Here is a 23512-nt window from a genome sequence, read left to right as displayed (position 1 = left end):
ACCTGCACAATCACCCGCAATAAATCAGTTTCAATAAAGCCAGACAAAGCTTAAAAAGCCCGCTTTCTGCCAACCGTAAAAACATTGCTGCGGTTTAGGGTAGACGTGGCAAATACCAGAAGAAAGAAATCTATGAAAACATTATTTATGCTAATTGCATGCCTTATGGTGTGTGGGGCTTCCTTTGCCCAAAAAATCGGAAAACTTTCTGGGAAAGTTGTCGACGAAAAAGGTCAGGTTTTGCCTTTTGCTATCGTAAGAGTTTTAAATTCTCCTGATACAACAGTAGTAAAAAGCGGTTCTACCGGTGTTGATGGAGAATTTATGTTCGACCAGTTGAAAAATGGCAGTTACCAGTTGTCGATTTCGATGATGGGTTACAAAACCAAAAAAACTGCCTCATTTGAGCTAAGCGGCGAACTGAAAATTGCAAACGTTGTAATGGAAGGGGATGCCAAACAGCTTAAAGAGGTTAGCGTTCAGGGTCGGAAACCTTACATCGAGCACCAAATGGACAAAACCGTTTTAAATGTTGAAAACAGCATTGTTTCTTCCGGTAGTACCGCTCTTGAGGTTTTGGAAAAAGCACCTGAAGTACAGGTTGACCGCCAAAGTGAGCAGATAAAGCTAAATAACAAATCGGGCGTTACCATAATGATTGATGGTAAAACTAACTTTTTATCGGGTGCCGATGTGACAACTTTGTTGAGTAACATGAGTAGCGACCAGATTGCCACAATTGAACTGATTACCAATCCTTCATCAAAGTATGATGCCTCCGGAAACGCTGGTATCATCAATATAAAACTCAAAAGAAATAAGGCATTTGGTACGAATGGAACGGTATCGGTAAACGGCGGACAAGGAATTATGCCCGATTCGCCTACAGACCTGGTTCGTGCAGGCGTGAATTTGAATTTGAATCATCGCGAAGGAAAATGGAATATTTTCGGAAATGGCACAGTGGCCCGAAAAGCAAATTTTAATAATACTTTCTTAACGCGTACCACTTTTGCAAATGGCCTGGCAAGTGATTTTACACAAGATTTTGATAGAAAAAATAAGGGCGTTGGCGTGCAGGGAAAGCTGGGTGCCGATTATTATGCTTCAGAAAAAACGGTTTTTGGGGTAATGGTGGATGCAAACACAGTAAATACGAGGTTGGATAATTTTAGCAATACATTCATCCGCGAAGTCCAATCTAACATCACCAGCAATAATTCAGTTTTGCAAAATGCCTTTTCAAAATCGCCTGCGAATAATTTAACAGCAAATTTTAATGTTAAACACGATTTCGATAGAACGGGCAAAAACATCACTTTCGATGCTGATTATTCAAATTTTAACAACAAAAAAAATGAGGAATTTGATGCAAGGTATTTAAATCAAACCGGGCAGCAAACCAATAATACCTTATTGAGAAATAACACCGATGCTAACATCGATATTTTTGCGGCTAAAACCGATTTAACATTACCGGTTAACAAAACGATGAAGTTCGAAGCTGGTTTAAAAAGCAGTTACGTTATAACCCATAATGATTTCCTATCAGAACAATTTTTGGCTGGTGCGTGGCAAAACGATTTAGGCAAATCGAATAATTTTATTTACAAGGAAAACATTAATGCAGCTTATGTAAACTTCGGAAAAGAATGGAAAATTTGGCAGATACAGCTGGGTTTAAGAGCAGAACATACACACTCTAACGGAAATTCTGTTACCAGCAATAAAGAGGTAGACCGGAATTATCTTTCATTATTTCCGACAGCTTTTGTAAATCAAAAAATTAATGCTAATAACAACATCAGGTACTCTTACAGTCGCCGGGTAGACAGGCCAAACTACCAGCAGCTTAATCCGTTTGCTTTCTACATGGACCCATATGCGGTAGACCAGGGCAATCCATACCTTAAGCCACAGTTTACAGACAATTTCGAAGTTGGTTATAGCTACAAAGAAATTTCCTTTTCTGTTAACTATTCAAACACTAAGGATTTGATTACGCAAATCAGTCAGCAAGATGAAGTAACGAGAATTGTAAGCGTAATCAGGCAGAACTTGGGGCGGGCACAAAATTATTCGGCTAATTTGTATTTCCCGGTGAAGGTTGCAAAATGGTGGAGTATGCAAAACAATGCAAGTTTATATTACAACAAGTTTTCTGATGGAAACCTTGCGGGTGCGACTTACAGTGCAGGTAAATTAGCTTACAATTTCAATACATCACAATCATTTATTTTGCCAAATAACTTTACTGTAGAAGTAAGTTTCTGGTACAATTCGCCAAAAGTTTATGGTGTGGAGCAAACTACAATTCCGCAATATGCATTAAATGCCGGCATCCAGAAAAGCATGCTTAACAAAAAACTAAAATTAAGGCTAAACATGGATGATATTTTACTAACGAATTATTGGAAAGGAGCGCTTAACTACCAGAATGTAAATTTGCAGGTTACAAATCACTACACCAGCAGACGAGCAAATTTCAGCATCAGTTATGGCTTTGGTAACCAGAATGTGAAATCTGCCAGAACAAGAAATACTGCCACAGAGGATATAAAAGGACGGGCTGGAGGATAAATGCTAAACTAGAACTATACAAAAACATAAATAATTGTATTCACCATCAAATCAAAAAGATGAAAAAGATAATCTTCGCCATTTTGGCTTTAATAATTTCGCTAAACTTTGGCTGTAAAACAAACAACAGTAACTTGAGTATTCAGGTTAAAGACACCGATACAAAGTATACTTATGATGCAAAATATCCTGCAAATAAGACCGCCCGGCTAGCTGAATACTTTGCCAAACACACAAATATTAAAGTGCCTTTGAGCCAGGCTACCGACAGGATAGTGATTTTGAGGGGTGGCGAAAAGTTTAAGCTAACAGCAACTGAAGGGGTTTTGAGTATCCGATTTGATAAAACAGATAATCAGCAAACGGCTTATGGCGAAATTAAAAAACTAACAGCGGGCATTAGTGATATTTTGAAGGCGAATTAGATTTTGTTATTGATTATTAGGGCGATGTATTAAATTATATCGCCCTTTTTATTTTATATTTGATTTTAGTACCAGACTCCTTAGCTCAGTTGGTAGAGCAACAGACTCTTAATCTGTGGGTCCAGGGTTCGAACCCCTGAGGGGTCACTAATTACATTGAGGGCTGTTCGCTGATTGAGAATTTTTCGAAAACCCCCGTCATTATATTTTGGCCGCTACATACTCAAATTAAAGTTTGCTATAACACAAATGCCTTTTTTTTGGAATTAATCCGCATGGAAGTTTGATAAATCAGTTTCTATTGGCAAATTTGCAGTTAATCAATCCTAACCAAAATGAAAAAATTCCTTTTGCTCATCACCTGTTGCTACTTAATTATATTTACTGCGCATGCACAATCAAAGCCACCATTTTGGGATGATGTTCAAACCATTAAAAAGTACGACCAAATGTTTAAGCCACCAGTTAACCCGGTGCTTTTCGTTGGTAGCTCATCTATAAGGAAATGGGATAACTTAACACAGGTTTTTGCTAAATACAATGCTTTAAACCGTGGCATAGGTGGGGCGGTAATTAACGACATTACTTTTTATTTGAATGATGTTGTTTTCCCTTATCAGCCACGCCAAATTGTACTGTACGTAGGTGAGAATGATATTGTAAACGATAAGGTTACTGCAGATACGGTTCTAAATCGAACCATAATTCTCTACAAAGCCATACGGGCAAAATTGCCTGCTACGCCCATTGCTTACATCTCCATAAAACCAAGCCCCAGTCGCGATAAATTTAGAGAAAAGGCAATAGCATCAAATGAATTGATTAAGAGATTTTTAGCCGGCGAGCAAAACACCAGCTTTATTGATATTTTTCCTAAAATGCTAAAGGATGGTAAATCACGAAGCGAGTTATTTGTGGGCGATATGCTGCATATGAACCCTGAGGGCTATAAAATTTGGGAAAGAGCTGTCAAGCCTTATCTGATAAAATAAATCCATATATTTATTTTCCTATCATCCGAGGTAACCATGAAGAAAATTTTGCTGGTTTTAAGCTTGTTTTTGCCTGCTTTTTCTGCAATCGCCCAAGATTTGCTGGGTATTCCGCAAGTTGTGAATTACAATAATGAACAGTACAATGGCGGCGTTCAAAACTGGGACGTACAGCAAGACAAGAACGGCATTTTATATTTTGGCAATAACGAAGGCTTATTAACTTTTAATGGTCGTTACTGGAGCATTTACCGTTTGCCAAACTTTACTTCAGTACGTTCTATCGCTATCGATTCTAAAAACAGAATTTTTATCGGCGCACAGGATGAAATTGGTTATTTTTTTCCTGACACTAAGGGTGTTTTAAAGTACAATTCGTTAGTAAAACTACTACCCGAAAATCTTCGTAAGATTGCTGACATCTGGGACATTTCCATCGTAAACGACGAGGTTTTCTTTCGCTCGGTAAATGCCATTCTTCAATATAAAGACGGTATAATAAAAATCTACAAGCCGGCAGATACGTGGTCATACTTAGGAAAGGCAGGAAACAAAATTTATGCGCAGGCAAAAAACGCAGGCTTATTTTTTTATGATAAAGAAATATGGAAACCGGTTTGTTCGCACCCGGTTTTAAAAGAATCTTCAATCACTTCCATCTCTGCATACAACGGCGATACCTTGCTGGTGTCAACTTTAAAGAAGGGTTTTTTCCTCATTTGCAATAACCAGCTTGTTCCGTTTAAAACAAAGCTTGATGACGTCTTTTTTAATGATCGTGTTTTTTTTGCGAGTCAGATGAACAAGAATCTGTATGCTGTTGGTACCACATCGGGCGGCGTATATTTAATAAATAAGCAAGGCGAGCTTGTTCAGCGGTATAATTATCGCGAAGGACTTCAAAACAATAATGTAAGAGGAATTTTGTTAGATAGCGACAAAAATATGTGGCTTGCATTGGATGATGGAATTGCTTATGTAGCGATTAATAGCGCAATAAAAAATATTTCACCGGATAGAAACAAGCAGATAACAAGTTATGCTTTTAGAAAAATAAACCAGCGTATATACATTGGTACTTCAAATGGTCTTTATACCTCTAAATTAGATAACAGAAGTGCAGATTTAAGCCTGTCAACTGCCGGCTTTGGCGAAGTAATAAATACCAAAGGACAGGTTTGGGGCTTAGATGAGATTAACAACCAATTGTTAATGGCTCATGAGGATGGCGCCTTTACTGTTAACGCCGACGTTGCCAAGCCAGTTTATGCGCTTCCCGGAACCTGGATGTTTCAGCCGCTGCAAAATGTCTATCCGGCAAAAAATGTGCTCGTGGGCACATATTCTGGTTTGCAAACCATCAATTTCGCAAATGGAGTATTCACAAACGGCGATAAAATACAAGGCATATCAGAAACTTTAAGATTCATTGTTGTCGGCAACGATGACAAAATCTGGGCCTCGCACCCCTACCATGGTGTCTACAAGATTGAGCTATCAGCTGATAGGAAAAAGGTGATTAAAACAACTTTGTTTTCGGACAAAGACGGGCTGCCTTCAAAGTTATATAATTACGTTTACAGGATAAAAAACAGGGTTGTTATTGCCACTGTGAATGGAATTTATGAATACCATGAAAAACAAAATCATTTCTACAAATTTAAGCTGTTTGGTAATGCGTTCAACAATATTTCCATTCAGTACTTAAAGGAAGATAATGATGGTAACGTTTGGTTTGTAAGTAATAAAAAGGTCGGTGTTGCAGACTTTTCAAAAGGCACCGCAAACAGGCCTTTCACCATGATTTACCTTCCAGAATTAGATGGTAAAGTTGTTGGTGGCTTCGAATCTATTTACACACTTGATAATGAGAATATTTTTATAGGCGCTAACAAAGGTGCCTACCACGTAAACTACAAAAAATACGTGAAAAACCTGAGTAAACCGCGGGTTGTTATTGGTTCTATAAAACTGTTCGGTCAAAAAGATAGCCTTGTGTTTGGCGGTTACTTCACAAAAAACGGACTTGCCATCCCAAAGCAAGATATTTCAAGAATTCCCGAATATAAAAACGCCTTAAATTCCATTCATTTCGAATTTGCATCAACACTTTTCGAACATGAAAAAAATACAAGGTTCAGCTATCAGCTGGTTGGTTTTGATGATTCCTGGTCTGAATGGACTTCCAAAAGCGAAAAGGATTATACCAACCTGCCGCATGGTGAATATACTTTTAATGTGAAAGCAAGAACCGATGTTGGGAATGAATCTGCGGTGGCAAGTTACACCTTTGTGATTTTACCCGCCTGGTACAGCACCATTTGGATGAAAATTGCTTACCTGGTGTTATTTTTATTGTTGATTAGGCTTTTGATTAGGTGGCAAAAAAAGAAACATATCAAGGAACAGGAAAGAATGAGCTATTTGCACCAGCTGGAACTTGATAGAACAGAAAAGGAAATAGTTAGGTTGAAAAACGAAAAGCTTGAAGCTGATGTAACTTACAAGAACAAGGAACTTTCTACAATGACTATGCACCTGGTTCAACGCGGAAAGGTACTTGCGAAAATTAAGGAGGTAATTTCCTCAGTAATTAAAAATCAGGAAAATGTAACCGAAAATTCTCCAAGTTTTCGCCACCTCATCAGGTTGATAAAAGACGTCGAGAAAAAAGATCAGGAGCTTGATCACCTCAGTGTCCACTTCAACCATGTTAATACAGAATTCTTCAATAAGCTAAAAGATTTATATCCGGATTTAAGTCAGAACGATTTAAAGTTTTGCGCTTATCTTTCAATGAACTTATCATCAAAGGAAATGGCACAGCTGATGAACATCACCATAAAAGCTGTAGAAGTAGGGCGATATCGTCTAAGAAAAAAGCTAAATCTTAAGCCCGAAACGAATCTTTATGAGTTCTTGATGGAGATTTCGAGGCAAAAAAGCGTTTAAAATCATCCGTTAATCGATTTCTTTCTATTTTATCAATGTAATTTTCAAGTGACTGTAAATCAAGGTATTAAGGTTTGTGTGTAGTGCTTATGTAGTGCCAAAAGTAGTGCCTAAACGCTGAAAATTACGCTTTGTAGTGTTTGTGTAGCACAAAAATATTACACAATATTCTGCGCTGTATATAGATTTGAATCGAGTTATGGCACCAAACCATAGCGTGAACTAACCAAATTTTAACTTAAAATTATTTTCTATGAGAAGAAGATTTACATTCGTATTCTTCATTTACTGTATCATGGCATTTCCCTTAGCATTATTTGCGCAGGATATTGCTGTAACAGGAAAGGTAACAGACCAGAAAGACGGCACTCCGCTTCCAGGTGTTACAGTCAAAGTTGAGGGCACATCCCGAGCCGCATCTACAGATCCAAACGGCGTATTTACCATTCAGGCCGCCGTGGGTTCTAGATTATCTATTAGCTTACTAGGCATGGTTTCGCAAACCGTAACGGTTCCAGCTGGTGGAAAAATTAACGTTTCACTATTAACAGATTCTAAAGATTTGAGTGAGGTTATTGTTGTAGGTTATGGTGTGCAAAAGAAAAGTGTTGTTACTGGAGCAATATCAAGCGTTAAAGCCGCAGATTTGGAAAACCAGCCAACCACAACCCGCCTTGAACAGGCATTACAAGGAAGAACTTCAGGTTTGACAATTGCGGCTCAATCAGGTCAGCCGGGTTCGGCATCTACAGTAAGGTTGCGTGGATTTACCTCGTTCGGATCAAAAAATAACCCACTTTGGGTTGTTGATGGTGTAGTTGTAGATAATGGCGGTATTGGCTATCTAAATCAATCTGATATCGAATCGATTGAGGTTTTAAAAGATGGTGCATCTGCTGCAATTTATGGTACTCGTGCTGCTTCAGGGGTAATTTTAGTTACCACTAAAAAAGGTAAGGCTGGTAGTTTAAATTTAACTTACAATGGCTATTACGGCGTAGCACGTGCAGCTAAAAAGTTAGATCTTTTAAATTCTATAGAGTATGCCACATTAAGAAATGAATCTTACCTTAATGATTACACCGGAACAACTCCAGTATTGCCATACCCAAATGCTGCTTCGTTAGGTGAGGGTACAGATTGGCAGTCGTTAATTTTTAACAACAGTGCAGCCCGTCAAAACCACGAAGTAACGATAAGTGGCGGTAGTGAGAAATCTACATTCTTCCTGTCGTTTGGTTATTTTAAGGTTGATGGTATCGTTTCTACAGATGTTTCGAAATATAACCGGGCCAACATTCGTATTAACACTACTCATAAACTGTTTAAATGGTTAACCATTGGCGAAAATTTGGGTTATAGTCACTCGGTAACAAACCCCATTGGCAACACAAATAGTGAGTTTGGTGGTCCGTTAAGTTCTGCTATAAATTTAGACCCATTAACGCCTGCAATCATAACCGATCCTGCAGTTTACGGTTTGCCTCCATACAGCAACCAACCGGTATTTAGAGATGCTAACGGATTTCCTTACGGAATTTCTACCAGAGTAGCTCAGGAAGTTAGCAATCCGCTGGCAAGCATTAAAAGACAGATTGGCAACTACGATTGGGATCACAATATTGTTGGTAACGCATTCTTAGAAGCCGAACCAATTAAAGGTTTGCGTTTTCGTTCTACTTTAGGTTCTAAACTTGCTTTTTACGGAGGCGATGGATTTAACCCGATTTATTATTTGAACTCATCAACTTCTAATACCAGAACGCAGTTTTCAAGAAATATTAATTATGTAATGACTTACAATTTAGAAAACACGCTATCGTATTCTAAAAGTTTAGGAAATCATAATTTAAGTTTATTATTAGGACAAGGATCATATAGTGATGGATTCAGCAGAAGTGTAAGTACAACATTCTTTGATGTACCTGCAACCGATTTCTATTCGGCTTCTATGCGATTTAAGCCAGTAGCTGCAAACAGAACATCTGACGGTAGTGAAGGCACAGACCACAAAATTTTCTCTTTGTTCTCTAGATTAACATACGATTATAAAGAGAAGTATTTATTTTCTGCATTAATCAGACGTGATGGTTCATCAAGATTTGGTGCAAACAACAGATATGGTTACTTCCCATCGGGTCAAATTGGTTGGGTACCGACAAAAGAAGATTTCTTCCCGCAAAATGATTACGTTAATTTCTTAAAAATAAGAGCTAGTTACGGTGTTACCGGTAACGATGGTATTGGCGATTTTACTTATGTGCCAACTGTTGGAAGTGGTAGAAACTATACTTTTGGTAATTCTAACAATGTAAACATTGGTTACAGTCCTAACGCGTCTGCAAATCCCGATTTGAAATGGGAAGAAACAAGATCGACCAACTTAGGTATTGATGCAACGGTTTTCAAAGATTTTACCATAACAGCCGATATCTATAATAAGAAAACTGTTGGTATTCTACAAAATCCTCCTGTTCCAGGTTATATTGGTAGCGGTAGTCCGGCTGCAAACATTGCAGATATGTCTAACAAAGGTTTTGAATTTGAGGTATCTTACCGCAAAAAAATCGGTGAGTTTGGTTTAAATGTTAGTGGTAACGGCTCGTTCATTAAAAACACAATTGATAAGCTAAGTCCGGGTGTTAACTTTATAGATGATAACCAGGCAACATTCCAGACTTTAGGTAACATTACCCGTACCCAGATTGGCCATGCTTATAACGAATTTTACGGTTATGTAAATCAGGGTATCTTTCAATCGCAAGCAGAAATCAATGCATACGTTGGTCCTAATGGTCAGCCATTGCAACCTTTGGCTAAACCTGGTGATGTTAAATTCGCAAACTTAAACGGCGATAATTCCATCAATGAAAGCGATAGAGACTTTATCGGAAACGGCTTGCCTAATTTTACTTATGGCTTAACGATAAACTTAACGTACAAAAATTGGGATTTAATTGCTTTTGGTAGCGGTGTTGCCGGAAATATGATCTTCCAGGGTTTGAGAAGACTGGACATTCCGAATGCCAATTATTTAACTACAAGGTTAGATAGATGGACTCCAACAAACCCATCAACTACTCAACCACGCTTAACAGATGCAGATTTAAATAAAAACTTAACTAAATTCTCTTCATTATATTTAGAAAAAGGAGATTATTTCAGACTGAGAACTTTCCAGATTGGATATACGATTCCAAAATCGGTAACGGATAAAATCGGACTTAAGAAATTCCGCGTATATGCGCTATCAGAAAACTTATTTACCATAACAGGTTACAGCGGTTACGATCCTGAGTTAGGATCAAACAACAGTGGTAACGCTTTTAGTATTGACCGTGGAGTTTATCCACAAGCTCGTTCGTTTGTATTTGGTTTAAATGCTAATTTTTAAAAAATTAAAATGAAAAGAAAAATTACTTATCTGGTTGTAACCCTAATTGGTTTGCAACTACTAGGAGGTTGTAAAAAGTATTTAGAAATTAATCCACAAGAGCGTGTTCTTTTGGATAACTATTACAAAACCCCTGCTGATGCTTATGCAGCATTAGTTTCTATTTATGATAGATTTGGATTTCAAACCGGTGGCCTTTATGACAAAGTTGCCATTATGGATGCCGCGAGTGATGATCATGTTGCCGGTGGTGGTGGTCCGTCAGACATTAACGACTTACAGGTTGTAAATAATTTTACGCTTAATCCTACGACTGGTCCGCAAGGCTACCTGTGGAATAAAGGTTATGCCGGAATTTTCAGGGCGAACGTATTTCTTTCTAAAATTGGTCAGATTAATATGGATGCTACGCTTAAAGCCCGTTTTACCGGCGAAGCAAAAGCATTAAGGGCTTTATTTTATTTTGATTTGGTACGTTTTTTCAAAAATATACCATTATTAACTTCAGAAGTAGATCCAAAACAAATTTATGATGTATTACAGGTTGCACCTGCAGATGTTTATGCTTTAATCGAAAAGGATTTAACAGAAGCAATACCTGGTTTACCAAACACCGTTCCAGCTGCATCAGAAGGTGGCAGGCTAACAAAAGGCGCTGCACAGGCTGTACTTGGTAAGGTTTATTTATGGCAAGGAAAAAATGCGCAGGCGGCAGAGCAGTTTGCGCTTGTAAATGGTCCAACTCCAGGTCAGGCGAACCCAACTTACGGTTATAAATTGCTAACAAATTTTGGCGATTTATTTAAAGTGAGCAATAAATTCAATACAGAATCAGTTCTGGAAATTGTTCATGCGAACTCATCTAACGGCGGTTGGGGCGATGCAGGTGCTTCAGAAGGTAATTTATTGAATATTATTGTTGGTCCACGTGGCTACAAACCGGTTTTAGCTGGTGCACCAGATTATTATTCTGGCTATAGCTTCTTGCCTTTTACAAAAGAATTTTTCGATTTCATCCATTTCGACCCACGTAACAAAGCAACTGTTGCTAACCTGGATAGTTTAGAGAAAAACGGTATCGCAACCTATGAAAAAGGTTATGGAAATACCGGTTATTTTATCGAAAAAACAATTGGCCGCGTTTCTGATAAAGCTCCAACCGGACAAACTGAGTTAAACTTCCCTCAGGATGCTTACGAAATACGTTTGGCTGATACTTATATGCTGGAAGCAGAAGCGATTTTGCAAAGCGGTGGCGCTGTTGGCCCTGGTAGCCGTGCTTACCAATTGCTTAACGCCGTGAGAGCAAGAGTTGGATTAAATCCTGTTGCAGTTACTTTAGATAACATCATGAAAGAAAGAAGACTGGAACTTGCAGGCGAAGGTCATCGTTTTCTGGATTTAGTGAGATGGGGTAAAGCGGCTACAGTTTTAGCTTACAAAGGCTTTACAGCAAATAAAAACGAAATTTTCCCTATTCCACAAGCAGAATTAAACAATACTAAGATTTTGCAAAATAAAGAATACGGAGGTACTAAATAATATTTTTGGGGGTGGACTCTTGTCTGCCCCCTTTTATTATACGCCCCGTTCTGCTTACATAATTTGAAGCTAAATCCAGTGCTTCAAAGCTTTCTAATCTTCTACAAATAATAAATTTGCCCTTATGAAATTACAGGCGATAAGCTATTGCTTTGTTTTAATTTTTGCTTTCGGACTAACTTCATCGGCCCAAACCAATGCCACACTCTGGCTTACGAAAGCAGATCGCTCCGTTTTATTTGCCAAACAGCAAGATGTTTTAAAGTTCTCGCCCTCTTCAAACAATAACCAAACAATTGCTGTAAACGATAAAGAAACTTATCAGGCTATCGATGGCTTTGGCTATGCGCTAACCGGGGGAAGTGCGCAGCACATTATTCGGATGAGCGCCCCAGCACGGGCCGCATTACTTAAAGAACTGTTCGCTACTGATGGCAATAACATTGGTGTAAGCTACATCCGTTTAAGTATTGGCGCTTCAGATTTAAATGAGAAAGTATTTTCTTATAACGACCTCCCAGAGGGACAAACTGATTTGGAGCAAAATAAATTCGACCTGGGATTGGATAAAGCTGACGTCATTCCGGTAATGAAGGAGATCCTTGCAATAAACCCTAAACTTAAAATATTAGGTTCGCCATGGTCTCCTCCCTTATGGATGAAAACAACTTACGATGCCCGCGGCGGCATGCTTAAACCCGAATATTATGATGCTTACGCCAGATATTTCGTTAAATACATTCAGGAGATGAAAAAGGAAGGCATTGTAATTGGCGCAGTTACGGTGCAAAATGAACCATTGCATCCTGGTAATAACCCCAGTTTATTAATGGTTGCTCCTGATCAGGCCCTATTTGTTAAAAAGCATCTTGGCCCTGCATTTCAAAGCGCAGGTTTAAAAACGAAAATTATTATTTTCGATCATAATGCCGACCGGCCAGATTATCCAATTTCAATTTTGGATGATGCTGAGGCAAGAAAATATATCGACGGTTCCGCATTTCATCTTTACGGCGGAAAAATTGAAGCCTTAACAGATATACATAATGCACATCCTGATAAGAATATCTACTTCTCAGAACAAATGGTTGTTGAGCGCCCAGGCGCTGCAGATATAAACATTACAGGCCCGGTTAGGCGGTTAATTATAGGCGCAACACGCAACTGGAGCAGAACTGTTTTGGAATGGAATTTGGCGGCAGACCCGGAAAACAAACCATTTACTGATAGGGGTGGTTGCCCAACCTGCCAGGGCGCTGTAACCATCGATAAGGATAATGTTAGCAGAAATATCGCTTATTACTCGGTTGCCCATGCTTCGAAATTCGTTCGCCCGGGTTCTGTGCGCATCGCTTCAAATGAACTCGCAAATTTATCGAATGTTGCCTTTAAAACACCTGATGGAAAGAAGGTTTTAATTGTTGCCAATACGGGCAAGGAAATGGCAAGCTTCAACATCAGTTATAATGGAAAAATTCTGCCGGCAACGCTTGATAAAGGGGCTGTTGGTACTTACATCTGGTAATTTACAATACAATGTTTCAAAATAAATTAAAATCTTTTCTGGTTTTTCTGTGCTTAAGTTCGATTTGTTTAAGTGGTTCAGCACAAGGCTTTTTAAAAGCTGACGGGAAAAAAATAGTAAATGAAAAAGGCGAAAACGTTTTGCTGCGTGGCTTTGGGCTGGGCGGATGGATGTTGCAGGAAGGTTACATGCTAAAAATTAACAAAGATGGCCAGCAATATAAAATCCGTGAGCGTTTGGAAGACTTAATGGGGGCTAAACAAACTCAGGAGTTTTACGACGCATGGCTAAATAACCATACCCGCAAAATCGACATCGACTCACTAAAGGCTTGGGGCTTTAACTCAGTCCGCTTACCAATGCATTATAACCTTTACACATTGCCGGTTGAAAAAGAAACGGTGGCAGGGAAGAATACATGGCTGGATCGTGGCTTTGCGTTAACGGATAGCTTGCTTTCCTGGTGCAAAGCGAATAACATGTACCTTATTTTAGATTTACATGCTACGCCCGGCGGACAAGGAAACGATACAAATATCGCGGATAGAGATCCATCCAAACCAATGCTTTGGGAAAGTGAAGCAAATCAGCAAAAAATGATTGCATTGTGGGCCAAACTTGCCGATCGCTATAAAAACGAACCGTGGATTGGTGCTTACGACATAATTAATGAGCCTAATTACGGTTTTTCTAACCCTTCAGAAGATAAAAACGGAACGAAGGAAAAAGTTAATGCGCCTTTACGAAAGTTGATGGTGGAAGTTACCAATGCCATTCGGCAGGTAGATAAGAAACACATCATTATCATCGAAAGCAATGGTTGGGGTAACAATTATAATGGCATTTTTCCCCTTTGGGATAAGAATATGGCGCTAAGCTTTCACAAATATTGGAATTATAATGATCAGGCATCGATCGCCCATATGATAAAAGCCAGAGACGAGCAAAATGTGCCGGTTTGGTTGGGTGAAACCGGCGAAAATTCCAATACCTGGTTTACTGATGCCATCAGCTTGCTTGAGAAAAACAATATCGGCTGGGCTTGGTGGCCTTTAAAGAAAGTTGGCTTTAATAACCCGATGGAGATAAAATCTAACCCAAACTACAATGCGGTTGTAAATTACATGAACAATGGCGGAAACAAGCCCAAAGAAAGCAACGTATATAGTGGCATGATGGAGTTGGCAATTTACACAAAACTCGAAAATACAATCATTCACAGAGATGTTATTGACGCCATGATCCGGCAGCCACATTCGGATGAAACGAAGCCTTTCAAGGCTAATTTGGTTAAAAGTGGGACAATTATTGACGCAGTAGATTATGATTTAGGCAAAAATGGTAAGGCTTATTTCGATTTGGATACCGCCGATTATCACACGGTTACCAACAAGAGAACTGCCGGAAATCGCGGGCGGATTTACAGAAATGACGGGGTTGATATATTCAAAGATTCTACTCAGTATGAAAAATATTTTGTAACCAGCATTGAAAAAGGGGAATGGTTACAGTACACAATTCAGGTTGCAAAAAAGGGTAATTATACATTGAAAATTAACGCAGCTTCATCTAACACGGATGGCAAGATCTCAATTGTAGTAAATGGAAAAATCTTGGCGAAAGACATCAGCATTCCAAATACCGGTGCTGCTAAAAAGTTCGCCGCTTTCGAGGTAAAAAACATTGCTTTAAACTCGGGCAAACAGACAATTAAAATTATTGCAGATACAGGTGGTTATAATTTTAGCTATATTCAATTTGTAAAATAAAATAACAAAATTCCTGTGTTAAAGGGCTACAAGCGCATATTCTTCGTTCTTGGTTTAATGATAATTTTCATTGTAGTCCTTTCAAGGTGCATGAATGTTGCGGATAAAATTCCGCCCGATGTTAGGGGTGAAAATTTTACAGGTGCAGCAACCTGTATAAAATGCCATGCGAAAGTTGCGCAGTCTTTTATTCATAGTGCACATGCTCAAAGCTCTGCGCCGGCCAATAAAAAAACACTCGAGAGCTACCTGCAAACAGACTCTAATTCTTTCGCCTTTAATGCGCACATGAAGGTTAAGATTGAAAAGCGGGATAGCGGAATCTATCAGGTTGCCTACCTAGATGGCAAACAAAGCCGAATTCAAAGGTTCGACATTGCTTTCGGCTCGGGCGAAAAAGCCTTTACCTATGCATATTGGAAAGGAAGAAAGTTATATCAATTACCGCTGTCGCATTTTTCAGCAATAAAAACCTGGGCAAATAGTCCGGGTTTTCCCATTAATAACATGTATTTCGACCGGCCAATTCCGAGCAGGTGCCTGGAATGCCACAGCTCTTACATTAAAAAGGAAACTAAACAGGTTTCGGCACTGGCTATGGATGAAGAACTGGAAAAAGGCTCTTTGCTTTATGGAATTGACTGCGAGCGTTGCCACGGACCCGGAAAACAGCATGCGGTTTTTCACCTCGAAAACCCGGACGAAAAAACGGCAAAGTTTATCACCATCTTCAAAACGTTAAGTCGCAAGCAAAAAATGGATGCATGCGGTGTTTGCCATTCTGGTAACAAGCTTACCACCGTGCAGTCCGTGTTTAATTTTCAGCCCGGCGATGATTTAAACGATTATTATGCACAGGATTTTGTGTCTTTCGGTGGTGTTAATCCTGATGTACACGGAAATCAAACAGCAATGCTCCAGGGAAGTATGTGCTATCGTAAAAGCGAAATGACTTGCCAATCGTGCCACAATACGCACGAAAGCATTAAAGGGAATATGGCCATTTATTCCCAAAGATGTATAAGCTGTCATCAAACACAAAAGCATACCAGCCAAACACTTAAAAAAGGTGTGTTAAAAACAAACTGTATCGACTGCCATATGCCAATGCAGGCGTCGAAGCTAATCTCATTCCAAACTGCGGGCAATAAAAATGTCAGTCCTTATATGTTGCGTTCGCACAATATTAGCGTCTATCCGGCAAAATAAATGCCGTTGAGAGCCTGCTGGTGTTGTTAAAAATCCTGGCAACTGATAGAAAAGAACTTGTATTTCGTACATTTGAATCAATCGATCATCAGATTTAGCCGATATGCCTGTAAAGTTTTACCTATTGTTAGTTGTGTTCTTTTTTGTACTGCAAACTGTTTCGGCTCAAAACAAGTATAACTTAAGTGGCACCATTCGGGATGCGAATACTGGCGAAACTTTAATCGGCGCAACCGTAAAATTGAGCGGAAAAACTAATCTGGCTACTTCTACCAACAACTATGGCTATTATGCTTTAACCCAGCCTGAAGGCGAATACACTGTTGTGGTTAGCTATGCGGGTTACGTTTCTGTGGTCAAAACCATCAAATTAAATAAAGATTTAAAACTTAACGAAGAGCTCAAAACAGCTAATGATTTATCGGAAGTTACTGTAAGTGCAACAAATCGTAAAAATGAAAATGTAAAAAGTGCTCAAATGGGTTTGGAGCGCATAGATATGAAGTCGTTGAATTCTATCCCGGTATTGCTTGGTGAAAAAGATATATTAAAAACGATTCAATTGTTGCCTGGCGTTAAATCGGGCGGCGAGGGAAATACAGGTTTTTATGTTCGGGGTGGCGCTGCAGACCAGAATTTAATAATTTTAGATGAGGCTGTTGTTTATAACTCCTCACATTTGCTTGGCTTTTTCTCTACTTTCAATGCTGATGCCATAAAAGATGTTAGCTTATATAAAGGCGGAATGCCTGCACAATATGGAGGGCGTTTATCATCAGTTTTAGATGTTAAAATGGACGATGGAAACAACAAGGAATTTAAATTTCAGGGTGGTATCGGCCTTATTGCTTCGAGGATAAAGGCAGAAGGGCCGATTGTTAAAGACAAAGGCTCTTTCATGGTTAGTTTTAGAAGGACATATATTGACTTGTTTTTGAGGGCTTCGCCGGATTCTTCAGTTAACGGCAGCACTTTGAATTTTTATGACATTAATGCCAAGGCGAACTACATAATCGATGATCGAAACACCATTTACCTTTCAGGTTATTTTGGAAAAGATAACATTGGTGTTAAAGATTTATTTGAAAATAACTGGGGAAATGTAACAACTACCTTGAGATTGAACCATATTTTCAGCGATAAGCTTTTCTCAAACACTTCATTAATTTACAATAATTACAACTATACGGTTCGCCTGCTCAATGATGTTACCAACTTTAAGGCTACATCATTGGTACGGGATTTTAACCTGAAACAGGATTTTCAATATTTCAGCAACAAACATATTCTCAGGTTCGGGTTAAATGCTACGCATCATCGAATTTCGCCAATCGACATTACAACTTCACAAGAATCGCAGGTTAATTCACTAACGCAAGAGAAGCGTTATGGTTTGGAAAGTGCTGTTTATGTGGCCGATGAATGGGCTGCTACGGAAAAGCTGAACTTTTTATACGGGCTGCGGGTTGCAGCGTTTTCATTACTTGGTCCGGGTAATTTCAGTACTTATGATGCTGCCGGCAACATCAATTCTACAGAACCGGTAGAAAGCGGCAAGTTTTATAAAAACTACCTGAATTTAGAGCCCAGGTTTTCGGTGAGTTATCTTTTTAATGATGAAAATTCTGTTAAGGCATCATACAACCGTAATACGCAAAATATTCATATTCTAACAAACGCCACTTCGAGTTCGCCAACAGATCAGTATGTGCTGAGCAGCAATAACATTAAGCCGGAAATCGCAGATCAGGTTGCCTTGGGTTATTTTAAAAATATCCAGGAAAATAACTATGAACTTTCTGCAGAGGTTTATTACAAATGGCTTCAGAATCAAATCGATTACAAAAATGCAGCTCAGCTTCTGGCAAACTCAAATGTGGAATCAGAATTAATTTACGGTTCGGGCAGGGCATATGGATTGGAGCTATTTTTTAAGAAGAAATTTGGAAAATTGAACGGTTGGCTGGGTTATACCTTATCTAAAACTGAACGCAAATTTGCGCAACTGAATAATGGAAATTATTTCCCGGCACGGCAAGACAGAACACACGATGTATCTTTAGTTGGCATTTACAATATGAACAGGCGCTGGACCTTCTCTTCAAGTTTTATTTACAGCACAGGGAACGCGGTAACTTTTCCGGCAGGGAAATATTCTATCGGTGGCCAAACCGCTTACTACTACACAGAGCGAAACGCCGGCAGAATGCCCTATAACATGCGTTTAGATGTTAGTGCAACTTTGGAGCCGCGTAAACGGGGGAAATATGAATCGAGCTGGAACTTCGGCATTTACAATGTACTTGCCAGAAAAAACCCATATTCAATCGAATTTAAAACTGACCCAACTAATGCCACGAAAACCATTGCAGAACAAACGTCATTATTTGGGTTAATTCCTTCCGTAACCTGGAACTTCAAATTTTAAATGATATGAAAAAGCTACTTATATATTTTTCTTTTTTGAGCCTGATGTTTTCTTCATGCAAGAAAATTATTTCTATTGATACCGATAATGCGCCGCCACAAATTGTAATTGAAGGGAAGATAACCGATAAACTGGCAGTACAACAAATTAAAATATCAAAAACGATAAATTACGATGCTGCTTTGAATTTTCCGGCTGTTTCTGGTGCAACGGTTAAGGTAAGCGATAACCGTGGCAATAATTACATCTTTGCGGAAACTGCGCCGGGAATTTACACCAACAGAATGCGTGGCGCCAGTGGTGTTACCTACAATCTGGATGTTACTGCCGAAGGCAAAAACTATACAGCAAGTTCCAGGATGCCGAATAATGTTAAGCTGGATTCAATTGGTATTGTTCTGAATTCTTTTTTTGGTAACGACAGGAAAACGGCCGTTGCTTATTTAGTAGACCCAATAAAGGAAGCAAACTTCTATCATTTCGATTTGTTCGTAAACGATTACCTTTCTCAACGTTTCTACGCTTCAAACGATAGGCTAACCAATGGCAACCCCCTTCAAATTCAGCTTTTCTTCAAATCGAATAACAACAATAATGATAGCGATGAATTGAATACAGGTGATAAAGTGAAAATAGAGATGGAGTGTGTAGATTCGAATGTATTTGATTACTGGTTTGCGCTGAGCGAGCAGTCGAATCGCGGTCCAAATCAAGGTACAACACCGGCAAATCCAACATCAAATATCTCGAACAATGCGCTTGGTTATTTCAGTGCGCATACCTTTCAATCACTTAATTTAACTGTACGCTAACTAAGCAAAAACATCCTCAAAACTTCTATGTTACTGTTTGTATGAAAGTTTTTATAAGTGGCAACATCGCAGACAGCGGTTTAAAGTTGTTAGCACAAAATAATATAATTGTAAGTAACTGGAAGGAGGCCCGGCAAATCACTTCATCAGAGTTAATCGATGCCTGCCGGGATGTTGATGCCTTGGTTAGCGTTGGCCCGAATAAGCTCGACGCCTCGTTTTTACAGTCGTGCAAACATTTAAAAGTTATCGCTTTGCATTCGGTAGGATTTGATAATGTTGATGTTGAGGAAGCCAGGGGCCTGAATATTCCAATTGGAAATACACCTGGCGTTTTGAGTGGCGCTACCGCTGATACCGCTTTTTTGCTGATGCTTGCAGTGTCCAGAAAGGCATTTTACCTGCATAAAAAAATCCTTAACGGCCAGTGGCAAAACTATGAACCGACGCCTGAACTCGGGATAGAACTGCATGGTAAAACTCTAGGTATTTTTGGTATGGGCAAGATAGGCCTCGAAATGGCAAAAAGGTGCATTGGCGCCTATCAAATGAAGGTTATTTACCACAACCGGAAAAGAAATGAGCAGGCAGAAGCAGTGCTGGGGGCAAAGTATGTATCTTTTGATGAGCTGATTGAGCAAAGCGATGTAATTTCTGTTCATACCGCCTTAACGCCCGAAACGAAGGGCAAATTTGATATGGCGGTTTTTGAAAAAATGAAACCACGATCTATTTTTATCAACACAGCCCGGGGCGGAATTCATAACGAAGAAGATTTAATTACCGCGTTACAAAACAACTTAATCTGGGGTGCAGGTTTAGATGTAACCAATCCCGAGCCAATGTCGGTAGATAATCCCTTGCTCAACATGGAAAGCGTTGCCGTACTTCCACATATTGGCTCTGCCACGCAGGAAACCAGAAATGCAATGGCAGATTTAGTTGCAAAGAATATTATTGCCGGTTTACGGGGAGAAAAGTTGCCACATCAGGTTTAGCATACACCGCCCACAACTGAACGCGATTTACGCTAAAATTTCGGTGTTATTTAACGGTGTATCTAAATACACTACGACCTAAATTTCCGCTCGAATCGATACCCTCAACAACAACTTTATATTGCCCTTTTCCATCGGCGTTGTAAAATTCGAAAGATGTTGAGCCAGTTGTTTTATCAGTAACTAATTTTGGGTTCCAGTAAATGGTGGTTCTTAAATCATTTCTGTTAAGGTTTGCCGGTACATCATAGCGAGGCATGTAAAACTGCCTTTCTTTATTATAGCCTTGTGGTGAAAAAGTAACTTCGTAATTTTTTGGAAGCATATCAAGCAATTCGTTTTTAGAAATCTTGGTGCCTTTTGGCATTTTCTTTTGATTGATTACGATAATTCCGTTGATATTGTTTGTTCTGTTAACCAAACCAAGTTCATCCTTCAAAAACACTTCTACCGACTCAATCATTTTCACATCAACGGTGTTAAGCTGATTCACATCCATTAGCAATCCGTTTATAAAAATACCCATTGGGATTTTGTTGCCCTGATTGTAATCTCTGGTAATGTAAAAGTTGTTATCAATATATGTAGTTCCAAGAGCCATTGTTTGTAAACAGTTAATCAGCAAGTTACAGCCTGTTAATCTATCGCCGGAAATCTCATGGTCGGCTATCGCTGGCAGCCCGGTTAAGGCAGGGTAATCCTTATGACTAACCTTCGGAATTGCGGCTGCTTTAATGGTCACATCTTTTAATGTATGCAGGTAAGCGTATTGCTTTTTACTGTTATCCAGATAGGTTGTTAAGGTACTGTCTATATTTAAAACTTCATCTGCAGCACCAAAGTTACGGCTTATACTAGGTACAGGCGTGCCATTCAAACTTATGGCCATGCTTTTATAGTTTACATTATACTTTGCCGTAATGGTTACTTTTGATGAATCAGTCAGGTTAAGGTTTGTGAATTTAAAATTTCCAACCGGGTCGGTTGTACCTTCAAGATTAAATCTTTTATCGGGAATGGTTAAAAGCAGAGCGCCTTTTCTTACCGGAATACCGTTCGACATTCTTAAAATACCCGAAATTTCGATTCCCTGCTCGGGTAAAAAGGTAATTTTTGGTAGTTTGCCACTGATCATGTCTGTGTAGGCATAGCTCCTGTAACCCTGCGTTAAAAGCAATACATCAAGGTCTGAATTTTTCTTTGCATCAGGTGTCGTGAAATAGTAGTTTGGCCTTTCTATGTAACCTTTTACATCGCTGTTTAGCAGCAAACTGGTTAATATGGTATTTGCGCCGTCTTCGTTAAAAGGAACTTTTGTTTCATCAACAACCGAAACAGAGAAATTTCCATCAACTGGTACGCCATCTTTCTTCGCAGCGAGGTTAATTTTTACCTTTTTCTTTGGTCCGTAGCTGGCAGCGGCACTAGTTACCGCCAAAGCCATTGTGTTTTTATTCTGTACAAAAACCAATCGCTCACTTTGTGGCTGGCCGTTTTCGGCCATCAAAGTAAACTGCGCAATACCCATCGGGAATTTGCTTTTGAGCACCGTTGTCAAATATTCTTTATTGGACAATACCGCTTGCGCTCCATAACAAAGTACGCCTTTGCTTTGCGCCAGCAAATAAAACTTTTTGCCTTGGTTGGCCTGAAAAAAAGCATCGTTAGCAAGAATTTTCAGCGTTATACTTTCCGGGTCAGCGTTATCGGCAGTAATAACAATTCCGGATTGGGCAACCTTAGGCAGGTTCGCCGTTTCCGTAGAACCATCCGAATAAGTGATGGTTGCTTTGTAAGTTTTGGCAGCTTCTGGCAAGAGGTTAAATGTACCCATGCCCAAATGTTGCGAAGTAAATGTAGCAACTTGCTTTCCATCGTTATCGGTTATAATGCCCTTCGAATTGATACCCAAGCCGTCGCTTTTTACCGCTTTAAAAGCCACTTTATTGGTTATGCCCGAAACGAGATTTCCGCCCTCTGCGAAAAACTGAAAATCTTTATTGATTATTGCATTTTTTAATTGAAATGTACTGTTTATAACCTCTTTCTCGGTGGTGTTAATACTTGTTATCAATTCGCCCTTCTGAAGTTGATATTCAGCTTTTTGATTAGCGGTCATGTTTATCGTTAAAAAGCCATTCGCATCAGTTGTTCCTCTTCCTCTGGCGATGGTTGTGTAGCTTGTAACAACCTGCCAGTTCACATTTTTATTTGCATAGGGCTTGTTATTAATGTCTTTAAATTGTACGCGGGCATCAATTTTTTCCTGTTTATCCGTAGATAAATTTTTATAGCTGATGTGCGTTTTGAGCTCTTTATCAATTGCTTCCCCGATGTAGAATGTTTTGTTAAAAAATGCCGGGTCGTTACTGTTTAGCATCCAGTTGGTGTAGGCTCTAAAATGATAATTTCCCTGCTGATAATGTTCCATTGATAGTGGAATATTTCCTTCTGCCATACCGCCAGCCAGTGGTAACTTAACGGTTTGAATGAGCGAATCACGCTGATTAATAACATCAACATAAACGATTTTGCTTATTCCGGAAAGTAAATTTTGATTTTCGGTTACGTAAGCTTTAAACCAGATGGTATCGGCAACGGCGTAGTAAGGTTTATCGAAATGAATGTGTATTTTTTCGGCAGGATAATCATTCAAAACTTTATTGGTTTTAGTAATAATCGTGTTGATGCTTATGGTATCAGTTTGCGCTGATGAGGAGAAGTTTATAGCAAAGGAAAAAGAAACTACGATTAATAAAATTCTAAAAATCTTCATGAAAGGAAATTAATTACTTAGGTTGTAAATATATCCAATTAAAAATAGAGCACATAACCTGTGCAGGGCTTTAACATTTTTTTACATAAAAAAGCCGGTTTTATTATTAG

13 protein-coding genes and 1 tRNA gene are annotated in these 23512 nt (G+C 39.0%); 13 read left to right on the top strand and 1 reads right to left on the bottom strand.

The annotated features are described in order from the left end of the window. The first annotated feature begins 132 nt into the window (after positions 1 to 132). The 13 genes from AC0IWT_RS13930 (at position 133) to AC0IWT_RS13870 (ending at position 20626) form a co-directional block, all read left to right on the top strand. Positions 133 to 2580 (top strand): TonB-dependent receptor domain-containing protein, encoded by a 2448-nt coding sequence (locus AC0IWT_RS13930; RefSeq protein WP_471797613.1) that lies wholly within the window; start codon positions 133 to 135, stop codon positions 2578 to 2580. 59 nt (positions 2581 to 2639) lie between these two features. Beyond that, the gene (locus AC0IWT_RS13925; protein WP_471797612.1) at positions 2640 to 3005 is read left to right on the top strand and encodes a hypothetical protein; all 366 of its coding nucleotides are present in this window, start codon (positions 2640 to 2642) and stop codon (positions 3003 to 3005) included. Between the two features lie 74 nt (positions 3006 to 3079). Next, positions 3080 to 3152 (top strand) — tRNA-Lys (locus AC0IWT_RS13920). A gap of 188 nt (positions 3153 to 3340) precedes the next feature. Then, complete coding sequence (locus AC0IWT_RS13915) at positions 3341 to 3997, top strand: GDSL-type esterase/lipase family protein (RefSeq protein WP_471797611.1); 657 nt, start codon at positions 3341 to 3343, stop codon at positions 3995 to 3997. A 36-nt stretch (positions 3998 to 4033) separates the two neighbouring features. Then, positions 4034 to 6949, top strand: a complete 2916-nt coding sequence (locus AC0IWT_RS13910; RefSeq protein WP_471797610.1) for a triple tyrosine motif-containing protein — start codon at positions 4034 to 4036, stop codon at positions 6947 to 6949. Positions 6950 to 7202: 253 nt separating this feature from the next. Beyond that, complete coding sequence (locus AC0IWT_RS13905) at positions 7203 to 10343, top strand: SusC/RagA family TonB-linked outer membrane protein (RefSeq protein WP_471797609.1); 3141 nt, start codon at positions 7203 to 7205, stop codon at positions 10341 to 10343. Positions 10344 to 10352: 9 nt separating this feature from the next. After that, complete coding sequence (locus AC0IWT_RS13900; protein WP_056869679.1) at positions 10353 to 11885, top strand: RagB/SusD family nutrient uptake outer membrane protein; 1533 nt, start codon at positions 10353 to 10355, stop codon at positions 11883 to 11885. A gap of 124 nt (positions 11886 to 12009) precedes the next feature. Next, positions 12010 to 13410, top strand: coding sequence for a glycoside hydrolase family 30 protein (locus tag AC0IWT_RS13895; RefSeq protein WP_471797608.1), 1401 nt, complete (start codon positions 12010 to 12012; stop codon positions 13408 to 13410). 11 nt (positions 13411 to 13421) lie between these two features. Next, entirely contained in the window at positions 13422 to 15179 is a 1758-nt protein-coding gene (locus AC0IWT_RS13890) for a cellulase family glycosylhydrolase (RefSeq protein WP_471797607.1), read from the top strand. Positions 15180 to 15236: 57 nt separating this feature from the next. After that, positions 15237 to 16388 carry a multiheme c-type cytochrome gene (locus AC0IWT_RS13885; protein ID WP_471797606.1) on the top strand — a complete coding sequence of 384 codons (1152 nt, stop codon included), beginning with the start codon at positions 15237 to 15239 and terminating at the stop codon, positions 16386 to 16388. 103 nt (positions 16389 to 16491) lie between these two features. Further along, complete coding sequence (locus AC0IWT_RS13880; protein ID WP_471797605.1) at positions 16492 to 18816, top strand: TonB-dependent receptor; 2325 nt, start codon at positions 16492 to 16494, stop codon at positions 18814 to 18816. A gap of 5 nt (positions 18817 to 18821) precedes the next feature. Then, positions 18822 to 19628 carry a DUF4249 domain-containing protein gene (locus AC0IWT_RS13875; RefSeq protein ID WP_471797604.1) on the top strand — a complete coding sequence of 269 codons (807 nt, stop codon included), beginning with the start codon at positions 18822 to 18824 and terminating at the stop codon, positions 19626 to 19628. 41 nt (positions 19629 to 19669) lie between these two features. Then, complete coding sequence (locus AC0IWT_RS13870; RefSeq protein WP_471797603.1) at positions 19670 to 20626, top strand: 2-hydroxyacid dehydrogenase; 957 nt, start codon at positions 19670 to 19672, stop codon at positions 20624 to 20626. 46 nt (positions 20627 to 20672) lie between these two features. Here the strand turns inward: AC0IWT_RS13870 and AC0IWT_RS13865 are convergent, their stop codons facing one another. Next, the gene (locus AC0IWT_RS13865; protein WP_471797602.1) at positions 20673 to 23402 is read right to left on the bottom strand and encodes an Ig-like domain-containing protein; all 2730 of its coding nucleotides are present in this window, start codon (positions 23400 to 23402) and stop codon (positions 20673 to 20675) included. Positions 23403 to 23512: the final 110 nt, after the last annotated feature.

Source organism: Pedobacter sp. AC464, assembly GCF_979253075.1.
The sequence above is the reverse complement of the archived record's forward strand: the minus strand, read 5'-3'. Positions and strand labels throughout refer to the sequence as shown.

What these genes read in the sequence shown, in the direction of transcription:
- AC0IWT_RS13930 (WP_471797613.1), top strand. Translation starts at nt 133, where the DNA reads ATGAAAACATTATTTATGCTAATTGCATGCCTTATGGTGTGTGGGGCT.
- AC0IWT_RS13925 (WP_471797612.1), top strand. Translation starts at nt 2,640, where the DNA reads ATGAAAAAGATAATCTTCGCCATTTTGGCTTTAATAATTTCGCTAAAC.
- AC0IWT_RS13915 (WP_471797611.1), top strand. Translation starts at nt 3,341, where the DNA reads ATGAAAAAATTCCTTTTGCTCATCACCTGTTGCTACTTAATTATATTT.
- AC0IWT_RS13910 (WP_471797610.1), top strand. Translation starts at nt 4,034, where the DNA reads ATGAAGAAAATTTTGCTGGTTTTAAGCTTGTTTTTGCCTGCTTTTTCT.
- AC0IWT_RS13905 (WP_471797609.1), top strand. Translation starts at nt 7,203, where the DNA reads ATGAGAAGAAGATTTACATTCGTATTCTTCATTTACTGTATCATGGCA.
- AC0IWT_RS13900 (WP_056869679.1), top strand. Translation starts at nt 10,353, where the DNA reads ATGAAAAGAAAAATTACTTATCTGGTTGTAACCCTAATTGGTTTGCAA.
- AC0IWT_RS13895 (WP_471797608.1), top strand. Translation starts at nt 12,010, where the DNA reads ATGAAATTACAGGCGATAAGCTATTGCTTTGTTTTAATTTTTGCTTTC.
- AC0IWT_RS13890 (WP_471797607.1), top strand. Translation starts at nt 13,422, where the DNA reads ATGTTTCAAAATAAATTAAAATCTTTTCTGGTTTTTCTGTGCTTAAGT.
- AC0IWT_RS13885 (WP_471797606.1), top strand. Translation starts at nt 15,237, where the DNA reads ATGATAATTTTCATTGTAGTCCTTTCAAGGTGCATGAATGTTGCGGAT.
- AC0IWT_RS13880 (WP_471797605.1), top strand. Translation starts at nt 16,492, where the DNA reads ATGCCTGTAAAGTTTTACCTATTGTTAGTTGTGTTCTTTTTTGTACTG.
- AC0IWT_RS13875 (WP_471797604.1), top strand. Translation starts at nt 18,822, where the DNA reads ATGAAAAAGCTACTTATATATTTTTCTTTTTTGAGCCTGATGTTTTCT.
- AC0IWT_RS13870 (WP_471797603.1), top strand. Translation starts at nt 19,670, where the DNA reads ATGAAAGTTTTTATAAGTGGCAACATCGCAGACAGCGGTTTAAAGTTG.
- AC0IWT_RS13865 (WP_471797602.1), bottom strand. Translation starts at nt 23,402, where the DNA reads ATGAAGATTTTTAGAATTTTATTAATCGTAGTTTCTTTTTCCTTTGCT.